The 14,373-nt window shown below is 66.4% G+C and carries 13 protein-coding genes and 1 pseudogene; 5 read left to right on the top strand and 9 right to left on the bottom strand.

Annotated elements, in window-relative coordinates:
- Positions 1 to 1,083, top strand: coding sequence for a flagellar biosynthesis protein FlhB (flhB, locus tag E6C72_RS28215; protein WP_109444081.1), 1,083 nt, complete (start codon positions 1 to 3; stop codon positions 1,081 to 1,083).
- 56 nt (positions 1,084 to 1,139) lie between these two features.
- Here the strand turns inward: flhB and E6C72_RS28210 are convergent, their stop codons facing one another.
- Complete coding sequence (locus E6C72_RS28210; RefSeq protein WP_136700865.1) at positions 1,140 to 1,676, bottom strand: hypothetical protein; 537 nt, start codon at positions 1,674 to 1,676, stop codon at positions 1,140 to 1,142.
- A 333-nt stretch (positions 1,677 to 2,009) separates the two neighbouring features.
- Between E6C72_RS28210 and folP the strand changes: the two genes are divergently transcribed.
- The 3 genes from folP to thiD all read left to right on the top strand — a co-directional run bounded on the left by folP (position 2,010) and on the right by thiD (position 5,578).
- Positions 2,010 to 3,167, top strand: a complete 1,158-nt coding sequence (folP, locus tag E6C72_RS28205; protein WP_109444082.1) for a dihydropteroate synthase — start codon at positions 2,010 to 2,012, stop codon at positions 3,165 to 3,167.
- Between the two features lie 225 nt (positions 3,168 to 3,392).
- Positions 3,393 to 4,766, top strand: a complete 1,374-nt coding sequence (gene glmM / locus E6C72_RS28200; protein ID WP_109444083.1) for a phosphoglucosamine mutase — start codon at positions 3,393 to 3,395, stop codon at positions 4,764 to 4,766.
- Positions 4,763 to 5,578: a bifunctional hydroxymethylpyrimidine kinase/phosphomethylpyrimidine kinase gene (gene thiD, locus E6C72_RS28195; RefSeq protein WP_109444084.1), complete on the top strand. Its 816-nt coding sequence runs from the start codon at positions 4,763 to 4,765 to the stop codon at positions 5,576 to 5,578. Before glmM ends, thiD begins: the two co-directional genes overlap by 4 nt.
- Positions 5,579 to 5,599: 21 nt before the next feature.
- Here thiD and E6C72_RS28190 read toward each other — a convergent pair whose 3' ends face one another.
- The 7 genes from E6C72_RS28190 to cyoA all read right to left on the bottom strand — a co-directional run bounded on the left by E6C72_RS28190 (position 5,600) and on the right by cyoA (position 12,469).
- Positions 5,600 to 6,154 (bottom strand): response regulator transcription factor, encoded by a 555-nt coding sequence (locus E6C72_RS28190; protein ID WP_109444085.1) that lies wholly within the window; start codon positions 6,152 to 6,154, stop codon positions 5,600 to 5,602.
- On the bottom strand, positions 6,141 to 7,418 hold the full coding sequence (locus E6C72_RS28185) for an ATP-binding protein (RefSeq protein ID WP_247876070.1): 1,278 nt from the start codon (positions 7,416 to 7,418) through the stop codon (positions 6,141 to 6,143). The genes E6C72_RS28190 and E6C72_RS28185 overlap by 14 nt, the downstream gene beginning before the upstream one ends.
- Before the next feature lie 92 nt (positions 7,419 to 7,510).
- Positions 7,511 to 8,281: an SURF1 family protein gene (locus tag E6C72_RS28180; RefSeq protein WP_109444087.1), complete on the bottom strand. Its 771-nt coding sequence runs from the start codon at positions 8,279 to 8,281 to the stop codon at positions 7,511 to 7,513.
- Positions 8,278 to 8,688, bottom strand: coding sequence for a cytochrome o ubiquinol oxidase subunit IV (gene cyoD, locus E6C72_RS28175; RefSeq protein WP_109444088.1), 411 nt, complete (start codon positions 8,686 to 8,688; stop codon positions 8,278 to 8,280). Before cyoD ends, E6C72_RS28180 begins: the two co-directional genes overlap by 4 nt.
- Positions 8,685 to 9,344, bottom strand: a complete 660-nt coding sequence (cyoC, locus tag E6C72_RS28170) for a cytochrome o ubiquinol oxidase subunit III (protein WP_371298559.1) — start codon at positions 9,342 to 9,344, stop codon at positions 8,685 to 8,687. The genes cyoD and cyoC overlap by 4 nt, the downstream gene beginning before the upstream one ends.
- A 3-nt stretch (positions 9,345 to 9,347) precedes the next feature.
- Positions 9,348 to 11,345 carry a cytochrome o ubiquinol oxidase subunit I gene (cyoB, locus tag E6C72_RS28165; protein WP_109444089.1) on the bottom strand — a complete coding sequence of 666 codons (1,998 nt, stop codon included), beginning with the start codon at positions 11,343 to 11,345 and terminating at the stop codon, positions 9,348 to 9,350.
- 14 nt (positions 11,346 to 11,359) lie between these two features.
- Entirely contained in the window at positions 11,360 to 12,469 is a 1,110-nt protein-coding gene (gene cyoA / locus E6C72_RS28160; protein ID WP_169055321.1) for a ubiquinol oxidase subunit II, read from the bottom strand.
- A gap of 181 nt (positions 12,470 to 12,650) precedes the next feature.
- Here cyoA and E6C72_RS28155 point away from each other — a divergent pair, with 181 nt between their 5' ends.
- Complete coding sequence (locus E6C72_RS28155; RefSeq protein WP_109444090.1) at positions 12,651 to 13,961, top strand: MFS transporter; 1,311 nt, start codon at positions 12,651 to 12,653, stop codon at positions 13,959 to 13,961.
- A 90-nt stretch (positions 13,962 to 14,051) separates the two neighbouring features.
- On the opposite strand, the pseudogene E6C72_RS32435 reads toward E6C72_RS28155, so the two are convergent.
- Positions 14,052 to 14,249 (bottom strand): annotated as a pseudogene (locus E6C72_RS32435) (hypothetical protein); the annotation flags it as partial.
- Between the last annotated feature and the right edge of the window lie 124 nt (positions 14,250 to 14,373).

Below are 14,373 nucleotides of genomic sequence, written 5' to 3'. Positions count from 1 at the left end.
ATGGCGGAGCAGGACGACGAGCAGAAGACCGAGGAACCGACAGAGAAGCGCCTGCGCGAGGCGGCGGAGAAGGGCGACGTCCCCCGCGCCCGCGACGTGGGATTGCTGTCGGCGATGGTCGCCGCCTGGATGATCGTGCTGATGGCGGTTCCCGGCGTCGCCGCGACCCTGTCGGCGCTGCTGCTGCCGCTGATCGAGAACCCGGACGACATCCGCATCGACGGCAGCGCCATCGACGTCATCCACAGCCTGTATTGGCTGATCGGCGGCGTCGCCGTGGCCCTGCTGCCGGTGCTGGGCATCCTGCTGGGTGGGGCGGTGGTGTCGGCGCTGGGGCAGGGGCAATTCGTCGTCGCCGCCGACCGCATCCGGCCGAAATGGTCGCACCTGTCGCCGGCGGCGGGCTGGAAGCGGATGGCCGGCCGTCCGGCGCTGGTCGAATTCGCCAAGAGCCTGGTCAAGCTCGCCATCATCAGCATCGCGGCGTGGAACGCGCTGGCGCCCTACATCGCATGGACGGAGGATACTGTGGGCATGGACGTCGCCGGATTGCCCGTGCTGCTGCGGGACGTGACCTTGCGGCTGCTGCTGGCGGTCCTGCTGGCGACCGTGCTGATGGCGGTGGTGGACGTGCTGTGGAACCGCCTGGAATGGCGCCGCCGCCTGCGCATGAGCCACCAGGAGATCAAGGACGAGTTCAAGCAGAGCGAGGGCGATCCCCACGCCAAGGCCCGCCTGCGCGACATCCGCCGCTCGCGCTCCAAGAAGCGGATGATGGCGAACGTCCCGCGCGCCACGGTGGTCATCACCAACCCCACCCATTTCGCCGTGGCGCTTGAATATGAGCGTGGCCGGACCGCCGCCCCGATCTGCCTCGCCAAGGGCGCCGACCTGATCGCGCTGCGCATCCGCGCCCTGGCCCAGGAGCACGGCATCCCCATCGTCGAGAACCCCCCGCTCGCCCGCGCCCTCCACGCCTCGGCCGAGGTCGACGCCACCATCCCGCTCCAGCATTATCAGGCGGTGGCGGAGGTCATCACCTATGTGCTGAAGCTGAAGGGCGGGCTGGCGCGGCGGGGGTGAGCGGGTGGGTGGACGTGCCCCCTGCCTCACAGCAGAGGATTGCCATTGCAATGTCGTTATCCGGCAGGCGCTTGCTCGCTCGCTTCCTCCAGGAAGCCAGAATCCTCAAGCGCCAGGTTTGCCATGTTGAAGCAATTGTCTTCGCAATGGACATAAAGCAGGTTTTTGACTTTATTCATGAAGTCGATCGGCTTGAGCGGCATTGAAACCAATGCGCATATTCCCGCATCCGCAATTTTTTGCGCCATTTTCGGCGTTACCGCGGAGCAGGTGATTGCGAATGGGATTATGGACATGTGCTTTGTTTTCGGCACTGGAATTGGGGTTCTTGTCTGGCGAAACCTGACCGTTTCCAAGAGTTGAAGCGCTTTCTCATGGATTGTGTCTGCATTTATGATGACAATGTCGATCTCATTCTCTGAAAGAAGCAAGAGAGCGTCTTCGGTGGAGAATGAACGGTAGATGTGCCTGAGCTTAAGACCAGAAAGGGTTCTTCCCATCAATTCGCTGGATGGGGCATTGTAGTCAACGATCAGAGCCGCGGCAGATTTAAAATTACATGCTTTTGTGCAAATGTTGCTCTCGATACCCATTGCTGCAAGGACCCGGATGTAAAGTTGTGTTGCCGAACTTTGGAAATCGGCTATTAAGATGTAATTAAGGAGTATCGGGGAAAACACTTATCTTTCTCAGCCGAAGCAATGGGAAAACCACCCGCAGGCGCCGTCCGCGATCCATCTCCGCAACTCTCCGATAGCTGCCAGATGGATTGTTCGCTGAACACTGTTCCATGCCGTTCCATCTTCCGGCGATCCCCGCCCTGTCCCGAGGCGAGGGAGGAGGCCGTTCGCGATGGCACTCTTGCCATCCCGCCAGCCGCGTGCCAGGAACGGAGCAGCCAGCCCGTGACGTGATGGGGGATCCCGATGCCGCCGCTTTCCGCCAAGCCCGCCGTTAAAGCCGCAGCGCCCAAATCGGCTGCCGGGTCGCTGGCCGGCTTCTGTTCCTGGGCGGCTGAGGACGGCGTGCGGGTCTATCTGCGCCCGGTCGGCCTGATGCCGATCGCCGCCTGGGCCAAGGGTGCTGCGGTGCCGCTGGCCGGCGGGCGCTTCGCCTTCTCCACAGCCGAACTGATCGTCCGCGATGCCGGTTCCCGCATCGACCGCGCCTTCGCGCCGCTGTCGGAGATCATGGCCTGGGGCTGGGAACGCTCGCGCGCGGTGGCGGAGGCGCTGGACCGCCAATTGGGCGCCCTGACCCGCGCCCGCGCCCCCTTCGCCGGGCTGTCGTCCGATCGGCCGCAGATCATGGGCATCGTCAACGTCACGCCGGACAGCTTCTCCGACGGCGGCGATTTCCTCGACCCCAGCGCCGCCATCGCCCATGGCGAGGCGATGCTGGCGGCCGGCGCCGACATCCTCGACATCGGTGGCGAGTCCACCCGCCCCGGCGCCGACCCCGTCCCGCCGGAGGAGGAGGAGCGGCGCGTCCTGCCGGTCATCCGCCATTTCGCCGCGAAGGGTGCCGCCGTCTCGGTCGACACCCGCCATGCCCGGGTGATGGAGTCCGCCGCCGCGGCCGGCGCACGCATCGTCAACGACATCGCCGGCCTGTCCGATCCGCAGGCCCTTCCGGTGGTGGCGCGCGCCGCCACCCCGGTGGTGGTGATGCACATGCAGGGCGAGCCCGGCACCATGCAGGCCAACCCGACCTACCGCGACGCGGCACTCGACGTGTTCGACTGGCTGGAGGAGCGGATCGCCCGCTGTGTCGCGGCCGGCGTGACCCCGGAGCGCATCGCCGTCGACCCCGGCATCGGCTTCGGCAAGACGACGGAGCACAATCTGGAGATCCTGCGCCACACCACGCTGTACCACGCGCTTGGCTGCACGGTGTTGATCGGCCTGTCGCGCAAGGGCTTCATCGGCCGGCTGTCGCGCGGGGAGCCACCGAAGGAGCGGTTGCCCGGCTCGCTCGCCGCCGGGCTGGAGACGCTGAACCAGGGCGCGCAGATTCTGCGCGTCCACGATGTCGCCGAGACGGCGCAGGCCCGCGCCTTGTGGGAGGGGTTGCATCCCCGGTAAGGGCCGCGACTGCGGCCCCGCAGGCCCATGCCTCTCGTAGGCAAGCGGCCGGACGGCCGCGCCCGCCGACCGAGGGCAAAGATGAATCACCTGTAACCCTTTCGCGCAGCCGCCGATGGGACCTTGACCCGGCCCGGCTGCCGGGTGAAGAAACATCCTAAGCTTGTTGTTTCCGGCCTCCGGTCCGACATCCGGGCTTGGAAACGGTTCCTGCACGAGGTTCTCATGACGCGACACCTGTTCGGCACCGACGGCATCCGTGGCACCGCCAACATCGACCCGATGACCGCCGAAACGGCCCTGCGCGTGGCGATGGCGACCGCGTTGCAGTTCCGCCGCGGCGACCATCGCCACCGGGTGGTGATCGGCAAGGACACCCGCCTGTCCGGCTATCTGCTGGAACCGGCGCTGACCGCCGGCTTCATCTCGATGGGGATGGACGTGGTGCTGGTCGGCCCGCTGCCGACCCCGGCGGTCGCCATGCTGACCCGCTCGCTCCGCGCCGACATGGGCGTCGTGATCTCCGCTTCGCACAATCCCTATCAGGACAACGGCATCAAGCTGTTCGGCCCCGACGGCTACAAGCTGTCGGACGAGGTCGAGGCGGCGATCGAGCGGCGCATGGCGCTGCCCTTCGCTCCCGACCTTGCCGCGCCGGCCGATCTCGGCCGCGCCAGCCGGCTGGACGACGCCACCGGCCGCTACATCGAATATGTGAAGAACACCTTCCCGCGCGGCCTGCGGCTCGACGGGCTGAAGATCGTCGTCGATTGCGCCAACGGCGCCGCCTACAAGGTGGCGCCCAAGGTGCTTTACGAGCTGGGGGCCGACGTGGTCCCGGTCGGCGTCACCCCCGACGGCACCAACATCAACAAGGGCTGCGGCGCCACCGCCACCCAGACCCTGCAGGAACAGGTGGTCGCCCATGGCGCCCATCTCGGCATCGCGCTCGACGGCGATGCCGACCGCCTCATCATGGTCGACGAGGCCGGGCGCCCGATCGACGGCGACCAGCTGATGACCCTGATCGCCACCTCCTGGGCGCGGTCGCAGACGCTCCGCGGCGGCGGCGTCGTCGCCACCGTCATGTCCAACCTGGGGATGGAGCGCCATCTCGGCGGGCTCGGCCTGCATCTGGCCCGCACGCCGGTCGGCGACCGCTATGTCGTCGAGATGATGCGCGAGCACGGCTACAACGTCGGCGGCGAGCAGTCGGGCCATGTCGTGCTGTCGGATTATTCGACCACCGGCGACGGGCTGATCGCCGCCTTGCAGGTGCTGGCGGTGCTGATCCAGGCCGACGGCCGGTCGGCCAGCGAGGTCTGCCGCGTGTTCGATCCGGTGCCGCAGAAGCTGACCAACGTCCGTTTCTCCGTCGGGACCAGGCCGCTGGAGGACGCCACCGTCCAGCAGGCGATCAAGGACGGCGAGGCGCGTCTGGCGTCGGGCGGCCGCCTGCTGATCCGCAAGTCGGGCACCGAACCACTCATCCGCGTGATGGCGGAAGGCGACGATGCGGCGCTGGTCCACAGCGTGGTCGCCGACATCGCCGAGGCCATCCAGGCCAGCGCCGCCCGCAGCCTGGAGGCCGCACAATGAGCGACAGCACCATCACTGGCCGTGTCCTGATCGTCGCCGGGTCGGATTCCGGCGGCGGCGCCGGAATCCAGGCCGACATCAAGGCGGTGAGCGCGCTCGGCGCCTATGCCATGACCGCCATCGCCGCGCTGACGGCGCAGAACACCACCGGCGTCTATGGCGTGGTGCCGGTCGACCCGGCCTTCGTCGCCTTGCAGATGAAGCTGGTGCTTGAGGATATCGGTGCCGACGCGGTGAAGATCGGCATGCTCGCCAACGCCCCCGTCATCGAGGCGGTGGCGGCGGAGTATGAGGCGCGCGCCGTCAACGTGCCGCTGGTGCTCGATCCGGTGATGATCGCCAAGAGCGGCCATCACCTGCTCGACCCCGACGCCGTTCTGACCCTGCGCAAGCGCCTGCTGCCGCTGGCCGAGGTGGTGACGCCCAACCTGCCGGAGGCGGAGGCGCTGACCGACCTGCCGATCCGCGACCTCGACGACATGCGCCGCGCCGCCGAGCTGATGCTCAGCTTCGGTCCGAAAGCGGTGCTGCTGAAGGGCGGCCATCTGGAGGACGACACCCTCTACGACCTTCTGCTGACGGAAGAGGGCGAGACGGTGTTCCAGGGCAAGCGGGTGCACACCCCGCACACCCACGGCACCGGATGCACCCTGTCGTCCGCCATCGCCGCCGGTCTGGCCCAGGGCCTGAACACCCGCGACGCGGTGGCGCGGGCGCGGCGCTATGTCGAGACGGCGATCCTGACCGCCCCCGGCTTCGGCCACGGCCACGGTCCGCTCAACCACCTGCACACGGTGCGGGAGTTTTCGTGAGGGGCAGGGGCGGGCGCCCCGTCACGGCACCCGCTTCTTCTCCAGCTTGCGCGCCAGCGTGCGCCGGTGCATGCCGAGCCGCCTTGCCGTCTCGGAGATGTTGAAGTTCGTCTCCACCAGCGTTTCGTGGATGCGCTCCCACTCCAGATTCTTGATCGAGGTGGTGCGGACGGCCGGTGCTATCGAGGTGTCGCCTTCGATGCGGTCGAAGGCCGCCTCGATGTCGTCGGTGTTGGACGGCTTGGCCAGATAATGGCAGGCGCCCAGCTTGATCGCCTCCACCGCGGTGGCGATGCTGGCGAAGCCGGTCAGCACGACGATGCGGGTCTCCTCGTCCGCCTCGTGCAGTTCCTTCACGCATTCCAGCCCCGACCCGGTGGCGAGCTTGAGGTCGATCACCGCATAGTCGGGGTCGACCGTCTGCAAAAGCTCGCGCATCTCCTCCAACCCGGCGCAGGCATGGACCTCGTAACCGCGGCGCTCGAAGGACCGCCGCAGCGCGCGGGCGAAGGACACGTCGTCCTCGACGATCAGCAGGGTGCGCAGGATCTCTTCTTCCACCTCAGTCGTCTCCATCGGCGCCTCCCGGCGACAGGGCGGACAGCGGCAGGGTCAGCGTCACGGTGGCGCCGCCGCCCGGCCGGTTCTTGGCCGAAACCGTGCCCCCCAGCTTGCGCAGCACATTCATCACCAGGAACAGGCCGAGCCCGCTGCCCGGCCGCTTCTTGGTCGAGCGGTAGGGCTTGCCCAGCTCCTCCAGGATGGCGGGGTCGAAGCCGGGGCCGCGGTCGTTGACCGCCACCACCAGATTGTCGCCCTGGCGCAGCGCCGCGACGCCGATCCAGCCCGGCGAGGCCTCCAGCGCATTGTCCAGCACGTTGAACAGCACCTGCTTCAGCGCGAGGTCGGCGATCATCCGCTCCTGCGGGCCGACGGTGTTGTCATAATCGAAGCGGCCGGGTGAGCGGCTGGACAGCCAGTCCTCCACCAGCCCGTCGAGGAAGCCCTTCACCGTCGTGCGCACGGTGCCTTCGCCACGCGCCTCGCCCGAGGACAGCAGGATGCCCGAGACGATGGCCTTGCAGCGGTCGATCTGGTTCTGCATTTCCGCCATCTCGTCGGCCAGATCGGGATCGGACTTCAGAGCCGGCATGCGGCGCCAGTCGTTGAGGATCACCGACAGGGTGGCGAGCGGGGTTCCCAGCTCATGCGCGGCACCCGATGCCAGCAGACCCATGCGGACGATGTGGGCTTCTTCCATCGAGCGCTGGCGCAGTTCGGCCAGATAGGCGTCGCGGGCGCGCAGGTTGCGGTTGATCTGGGTGAGGAAGGGCACCAGCAGGCTCGCCGCCAGCACGAAGCAGATGAACATGCCCTGGATGTGCAGGCTGAACAGTTCGCCCTCATAGGCGGGCGGCAGGGGAAGCGGCTGGTGGGTGCCGATCAGCCAGGTGAAGCCGGCGGTCGCCACCAGCACCAGCGCCCAGGCCGACCACGCCTCCAGCAGGACGGCCCCCAGCGCCACCTGAAGAAGATACAGCGAGATGAAGGGGTTGGAGGCGCCGCCGCTGAGATAGAGCTGCAGGGTCAGCGCCCAGACGTCGATCAGCAGCTCCAGGAAAAGCTGGGTGTTGGAAACGGAGGCGCTGCGGCGGATCTGGATCAGGCTGGCGATGTTCAGCGCCACCAGCACGAAGATCACCGCCGTCATCGGCAGCAGCGGCAGGCGGATGCCCATCTGGGCATGGACGATCAGGATCGTCACGATCTGCCCGACGACGGCAAGCCAACGCAGCTGCACGAGCAGGAACAGGTTTTTGCGGTCGGTGGAGTCGCGCACGAAAGACGTCCTGTTCCTCGCCCGGTTCATCAGCACATCGACTTATATAGAGAGTTACCGGCGGGAGGGGAGATTTGGAGTCTCCGTGCGATTCACGTCTGGCGCCGCCGCATCTCGCTGCGGATGACGAACAGGACCGCGCCGATCAGCATCAGGTCGAGCGCGAACCAGGTCAGCGCATAGCCGAGATGGCTGTTGGGGAAGCTGACCACCGTCAGCCCGCCCACCGGCCAGCCGCCGGGATTGCGGGTGCCGTCGGCGTCTATGAAGTATGGGGCGACATCGTTCAGCCCCGACGCCCCGGCGATGGCGGCGACGTCGCGGGAATACCAGCGCCCGGCGGGCGGGTCGTTGCTGCGCAGGAAGCCGCCCTTCGGTTCGCTGATGCGCAGCAGGCCGGTGACGGTCACCTCGCCTTGCGGCTGGGCGTCGGCGCGGGTCGCGGGGTCGCGCCTTTCCGGCGGCACGAAGCCGCGGTTGACCAGAACGGTGAAGCCGCGGTCGCTGACCAGCGGGGTCATCACCCAGAAGCCGCCGCCCAGGTCGCTGACGGCCTGGACCAGCGTTTCACGGTCGTTCATGAGCCGGCCGGTGACGGCCACCCGGCGGTATTCGTCCGAGGCGGCGGTGACCGAAGCCCAGGACTCCGGTCCGGGAGCGGGGACGGCGGAAGCATGGATGCGGGCGTCCACCCGCTCGATCAGGTCGAGCTTCCACACCCGGCGTTCGAGCTGCCAGATGCCGAGCGACGTCAGGCCGGCGATCCCGGCCAGGGCCAGAAGGCCGAAGAGGGCCAGCGCCCAGACCGGGCGGGCCCTCTTCCCCGAACCGCCCGCGGAGGGCGCGGACGGCAGTCCGGTCACGGCATCTTGCTCATGTCGTGGCTCATGCCGGGCATCATGTTGTGGTTCATGTGGTACATCACCCACAGCGAACCCGAGAACATGATGACGACGACGATGATCGTGAAGATCATCGCCAGCATCGACCAGCCGCCTTCGGCGCGGCCGTTCATGTGCAGGAAGTAAACCATGTGGACGATGATCTGGACGACGGCCAGCGCCAGGATCACGACCGTGGTGGTCGTGGTGTCCAGCGTGCCGTTCATCACCAGCCAGAACGGAATGACCGTCAGGATCACCGACAGGACGAAGCCGATCATATAGCTGCCGAAGGTGCCGTGGGCGCCTTCGGGGTGGCCGTGATCGTCATGGCCCCCATGGCCGTGCCCGTGATCGGCGTGGTGGTCGCTGTGCGCGTGGGTGCTCATCGCAGCGCTCCCATCAGATAGACGTAGGTGAAGACGCCGATCCAGATGACGTCCAGGAAGTGCCAGAACATGCTGAGGCACATCAGGCGCCGGCGGTTGGCCGGGATCAGGCCGCGGCGGGCGACCTGCACCATCAGCGTCACCAGCCACACGCTGCCGAAGGTGACGTGCAGACCGTGGGTGCCGACCAGCGTGAAGAAGGACGACAGGAAGGCGCTGCGCCACGGGCCGGCGCCCTCATGGATCAGGTGCGCGAACTCGAACAGTTCGATGCCGAGGAAGGCGAGGCCGAACAGCAGCGTGATGAACAGCCAGCCCTGGGTCTGGCCGGTGCGGCCCTTCTCCATCGCCAGCATAGCGAAGCCGTAGGTGATGGAGGACAGCAGCAGCATGGAGGTGTTCAGCGCCACCAGCGGCAGGTCGAACAGCTCCTTCGGCGTCGGGCCGGCGGCGTAGCTGGTGCCCAGCACGCCGTAGGTCGCGAACAGCACCGCGAAGATGAGGCAGTCGCTCATCAGGTAGATCCAGAAGCCGAGCGCGGTGCTGGCTCCCTCGTGGGCGTGCTCGTCCGTCACATGGAAGACGGGCGGGGTGGCGCCGCGCGGGGTGTCGTGCCCCGCGTGGCCGCCATGCATGGCTTCAACGGTCGTCGTCATGCTTTACACCTGTCCGGAGAGCAGACGGGTCCGCTCGCTCTCGGTCCGCACCACCTCATCCACCGGGATGTGGAAGTCACGGTTGTAGTTGAAGGTATGGTTGATGGCGACCGCCAGCAGGCCGATGAAGCTCAGCGCCGCCAGCCACCAGATGTGCCAGATCAGACCGAAGCCGAGCGCGGTGCTGATCCCGGCCAGGATGATGCCGGTGCCGGTGTTGCTGGGCATGTGGATCGGGCGGAAGCCGTCGAGCGGACGGGCGTAGCCGCGCTTCTTCATGTCCCACCAGGCATCGTTTTCATGGATGACCGGGGTGAAGGCGAAGTTGTAGTCCGGCGGCGGCGAGGAGGTCGCCCACTCCAGGGTGCGGCCGCCCCACGGGTCGCCGCTGACGTCGACCAGCTGCTTGCGCTTCAGGACGCTCACGGCGATCTGGATCAGGAAGGAGCCGATGCCGAGCGCGATCAGGACAGCGCCGAAGGCGGCGATCTGGAACCAGATCTGCAGCGACGGATCCTCGAACACGCGCAGGCGGCGGGTGACGCCCATCAGGCCCAGGACATAGAGCGGCATGAAGGCGAAGTAGAAGCCGATCACCCAGAACCAGAAGGACATCTTGCCCCAGAACGGATCCAGGCGGAAACCGAAGGCCTTCGGCCACCAGTAGTAGATGCCGGCGAACAGGCCGAACAGCACGCCGCCGATGATGACGTTGTGGAAGTGGGCGATCAGGAACAGGCTGTTGTGCAGGACGAAGTCGGCCGGCGGGACCGCCAGCAGCACGCCGGTCATGCCGCCGATGACGAAGGTCAGCATGAAGGCGATGGTCCACATCATCGGCAGCTCGAACCGGATGCGGCCGCGGTACATGGTGAACAGCCAGTTGAAGATCTTCGCACCCGTCGGGATCGAGATGATCATCGTCGTGATGCCGAAGAAGGAATTCACGCTCGCGCCGGAGCCCATGGTGAAGAAGTGGTGCAGCCACACCAGGTAGGACAGGATGGTGATGACGACGGTCGCGTAGACCATCGAGGTGTAGCCGAACAGCTTCTTGCCGCAGAAGGTGGCCGTCACTTCGGAGAAGATGCCGAAGCAGGGCAGGATCAGGATGTAGACTTCCGGATGGCCCCAGATCCAGATCAGGTTCACGTACATCATGGGGTTGCCGCCCATGTCGTTCGTGAAGAAATGCGTGCCGACATAGCGGTCCAGCGACAGCAGGACCAGAACGGCGGTCAGGATCGGGAAGGAGGCGACGATCAGGACGTTGGTGCAGAGCGAGGTCCAGGTGAAGACCGGCATCTTCATCATGGTCATGCCGGGGGCGCGCATCTTCACGATCGTGCAGATCAGGTTGATGCCCGACAGCGTCGTTCCGACGCCCGCCACCTGCAAGGCCCAGATGTAATAGTCGACGCCGACGTCCGGGCTGGCCTCCAGCCCCGACAGCGGCGGATAGGCCAGCCAGCCGGTGCGCGCGAACTCGCCGATGAACAGCGAGGCCATGATCAGCACGGCGCCGCCGACGGTCATCCAGAAGCTGAAATTGTTCAGGAACGGGAAGGACACGTCGCGGGCGCCGATCTGCAGCGGCACGACATAGTTCATCAGGCCCGTCACGAACGGCATCGCGACGAAGAAGATCATGATCACGCCGTGGGCGGTGAAGACCTGATCGAAATGGTGCGCGTTGAGATAGCCCTCGCTGCCGTTGAAGGCGATGGCCTGCTGGGCGCGCATCATGATGGCGTCGGCGAAGCCGCGCAGCAGCATGATGAGGCCCAGGATCATGTACATGATGCCGATGCGCTTGTGGTCGACGGTGGTGAACCACTCCTTCCACAGATAGCCCCACAGCTTGAAATAGCTGAGGGCGGCGACCAGCGCGATGCCGCCGAGCATCACCGCGAAGAAGGTCGCGACGACGATCGGCTCGTGATAGGGGAAGGACTCCAGGCTGAGGCGCCCGAAGAGGAAGGTCGTCAGTGTCTCAAGCATGCCGGTGTGCCCAATCAGGGATTGGCCAGCCGCTGCGGCCCGGCCTGGACGGCGGACGCGCTGATCGGCGTGACGGTGGGGCGCTGCACGGCGCCCGAGTTTGCGGCGGCTTCAACCGCCTCGGCGACGGTGCACAGGCCGGTCGGCTGCGTATCCGGGAAACCGGCCAGCGTGTTGGCCCGCAGGATGGCGTCGGCCGCGGCCTTGCCGCCGGCGTTCAGCCCGCCGGCGCGGTCGATGGCGGCCATGTCGCTCACGCACATGGTGCCGGGACGCACGCACAGGTTCACCACGGCGTTGAACAGCTTCGGATCGACGGTGCCGTAATGCTGGACCGGAACCGCCTCGCTCGGCTTCTCCAGCGCCAGATAGGCGTTGCGGTCGAGCGAGCCGCCCGACGACTTCACCTTGGACACCCAGCCGTCGAAATCCTGGTTCGACAGGCCGAGGAAGGCGAAGCGCATGTGCGAGAAGCCGGCGCCGCTGTAGTTGGACGAGAAACCCTTGTAGGTCCCCGGCTCGTTGATCACGGCGTGGAGCTTCGTCTCCATGCCCGGCATGGCGTAGATCATGCCGGCCAGCGCCGGAACATAGAAGGAGTTCATCACCGTCGAGGCGGTGAGGCTGAAGCGGATCTGCCGGTCGACCGGGGCCGCCATCTCGTTCACCGACGCGATGCCGTATTCCGGATAGACGAACAGCCATTTCCAGTCGAGCGCCACCACCTGCACGTCCAGCGGCTTGGCGCCGGCGGCGACGGGCTTGTCCGATGCGATGCGGTCGAGCGGACGGTAGGGGTCGAGCTTGTGGGTGGTCACCCAGGTGATGGCACCCAGGCAGATGATGATCAGCAGCGGGGCGGCCCAGATCACCAGTTCAAGCTGCGTCGAATGGTCCCAGTCCGGTTCGTAGCGGGCCGTGTTATTGGACTGACGGTAACGCCAGGCGAACAGCACGGTAAGCGCCATGACCGGGACGATGATCAGAAGCATCAGCAGGGTGGAGATGACCACAAGGTCTCCCTGCTGGCTCGCAACGTCGCCGGCCGGGTTCAGCACGACCAGGTTGCAGCCACTCAACGCCGCCATCACTGGCAGCAGGGCGATTGCGCGATAACGGCTCAAGGCAGGACCTGTATCAAAGGTTTGCTTTGGGGAGACAGCTAACGTCCATGCCCCAGCGGCGACATTGGACAATTTGTCCAATGCCCCGACTCCTGCGCGCTTGACAGATCACCGACTGTTGCGGTGACATATTGTATGATCTGCGGATCATCGCAAGCGAAATTACGCAGCCGGGGCCGACATGATGACTTCATCGATTACGGCGGTTGAACGGGATGCGAGGCTGGTGAATGCGCGGCATCACGGGGTCAATCCCGGAGAGATCGCCATCGGCGTAATCATCGGACGGACGTCCGAGTTCTTCGACTTTTTCGTCTACGCCATCGCTTCCGTGATCGTTTTCCCGAAGCTGGTGTTCCCCTATGTCGATCCGCTGACCGGGACCTTGTGGTCTTTCGCCATCTTCGCGCTGGCCTTCGTCGCGCGGCCGATCGGCACCTTCATCTTCATGGCCATCGACGAGAATTACGGGCGCAGCGCCAAGCTGACCATCGCCCTGTTCCTGCTGGGCATTTCCACCGTGGCGCTGGCCTTCCTGCCCGGATATGAGTCGATCGGCGTCGCCGCCGCGTGGCTGCTGGCGCTGTCGCGCATCGGCCAGGGCGTGGCACTGGGCGGGACCTGGGACGGTCTGGCCTCGCTGCTGGCGATGAACGCGCCGGAGAACAGGCGCGGCTGGTACGCGATGATCCCGCAGCTGGGTGCGCCCATCGGCCTGATCGTGGCGAGCGGCCTGTTCGCCTACATGGTCAACAGCCTGTCGGCCGAGGATTTCTTCGCCTGGGGCTGGCGCTATCCCTTCTTCGTCGCCTTCGCCATCAATGTGGTGGCCCTGTTCTCCCGCCTGCGGCTCGTACAGACGCCGGAGTTCGAGCGCCTGTTCCTGAACCGCGAACTGCAGCCGGCGCCCGTGGTCGAGACGTTGCAGGTGGAAGGCAAGCGCGTGGTGATCGGCGCCTTCGCCCCGCTGGCGAGCTTCGCCCTGTTCCACATGGTCACCGTCTTCCCGCTGTCCTGGATCTTCCTGAACGCGAATCAGGAGACCGGCGTCTTTCTGATGATCGAGGTGATCGCCGCCGTCTTCGGCACGCTCGCCATCATCGCTTCGGGCTACATCGCCGACCGGGTGGGGCGGCGCACGCTGCTCGGCACCTGTGCTGCGGCGATCGCGGTGTTCAGCGGCTTCGCCCCGATGCTGCTCGACGGCGGCAAGATCGGCGAGCTGGTGTTCATGGTGCTGGGCTTCGTCATCCTCGGCCTGTCCTTCGGCCAGTCGTCGGGGTCGGTGGCGTCGGGCTTCAGCCAGCAATACCGCTACACCGGGTCGGCGATGACCTCCGATCTGGCCTGGCTGTTCGGCGCCGGTTTCGCGCCTTTCGTCGCCCTGTTCCTGTCCAGCCATTTCGGGCTGATCGCATCCGGCCTCTATCTGCTGTCGGGCGCGGTCTGCACGCTGGTGGCCTTGAAGATCAACAAGACGCTGTCGTCCTGACCGACCGCCTTTACGGTGGAACCCCCCTCTCCCCCGGGGAGAGGGCATCCGGGACAGAAGCGCGTTGACGGTCAGCCGGCCGGCTGGCCAGGAGCGGACGAGGCCGGCGGCGCGCAGTTCCGGCAGGGCGCAGCCGACCTGCTCAGCCGACAGCCCGGTCGCCTCGACCAGGGCGGGGCAGGTCTGCGGTCCACTCTTCAAAGCTGCAAGGATAGCGGCGGATGTCCCGGACGCGGCCAGCGACTCGGCCGGGCGCGGTGGAGTCCGGCCGCGGGTGGCGGCGATCATGACCGCGAGTGCCCGCAACTGGCCTTGTCGGTGCATGTCCTCACCGCCAAGATCGTCGCGCAGGCTCAATGCCGTGTGGCAGCGGGCAACGGTGTGGGCGAGGGCGGCGAGGTCGTCCCTTCGG

The sequence above is a fragment of the Azospirillum sp. TSH100 genome (assembly GCF_004923295.1).
GTDB lineage: Bacteria > Pseudomonadota > Alphaproteobacteria > Azospirillales > Azospirillaceae > Azospirillum.
The sequence above is the reverse complement of the archived record's forward strand: the minus strand, read 5'-3'. Positions and strand labels throughout refer to the sequence as shown.

Bases quoted from the DNA above. Each gene is read 5' to 3' on its own strand.
- folP (WP_109444082.1), top strand. From the start codon at position 2,010: ATGCCGCCGCTTTCCGCCAAGCCCGCCGTTAAAGCCGCAGCGCCCAAA.
- flhB (WP_109444081.1), top strand. From the start codon at position 1: ATGGCGGAGCAGGACGACGAGCAGAAGACCGAGGAACCGACAGAGAAG.
- E6C72_RS28210 (WP_136700865.1), bottom strand. From the start codon at position 1,676: ATGGGTATCGAGAGCAACATTTGCACAAAAGCATGTAATTTTAAATCT.
- glmM (WP_109444083.1), top strand. From the start codon at position 3,393: ATGACGCGACACCTGTTCGGCACCGACGGCATCCGTGGCACCGCCAAC.
- cyoD (WP_109444088.1), bottom strand. From the start codon at position 8,688: ATGAGCACCCACGCGCACAGCGACCACCACGCCGATCACGGGCACGGC.
- thiD (WP_109444084.1), top strand. From the start codon at position 4,763: ATGAGCGACAGCACCATCACTGGCCGTGTCCTGATCGTCGCCGGGTCG.
- cyoC (WP_371298559.1), bottom strand. From the start codon at position 9,344: ATGACGACGACCGTTGAAGCCATGCATGGCGGCCACGCGGGGCACGAC.
- E6C72_RS28155 (WP_109444090.1), top strand. From the start codon at position 12,651: ATGATGACTTCATCGATTACGGCGGTTGAACGGGATGCGAGGCTGGTG.
- cyoB (WP_109444089.1), bottom strand. From the start codon at position 11,345: ATGCTTGAGACACTGACGACCTTCCTCTTCGGGCGCCTCAGCCTGGAG.
- E6C72_RS28190 (WP_109444085.1), bottom strand. From the start codon at position 6,154: ATGGAGACGACTGAGGTGGAAGAAGAGATCCTGCGCACCCTGCTGATC.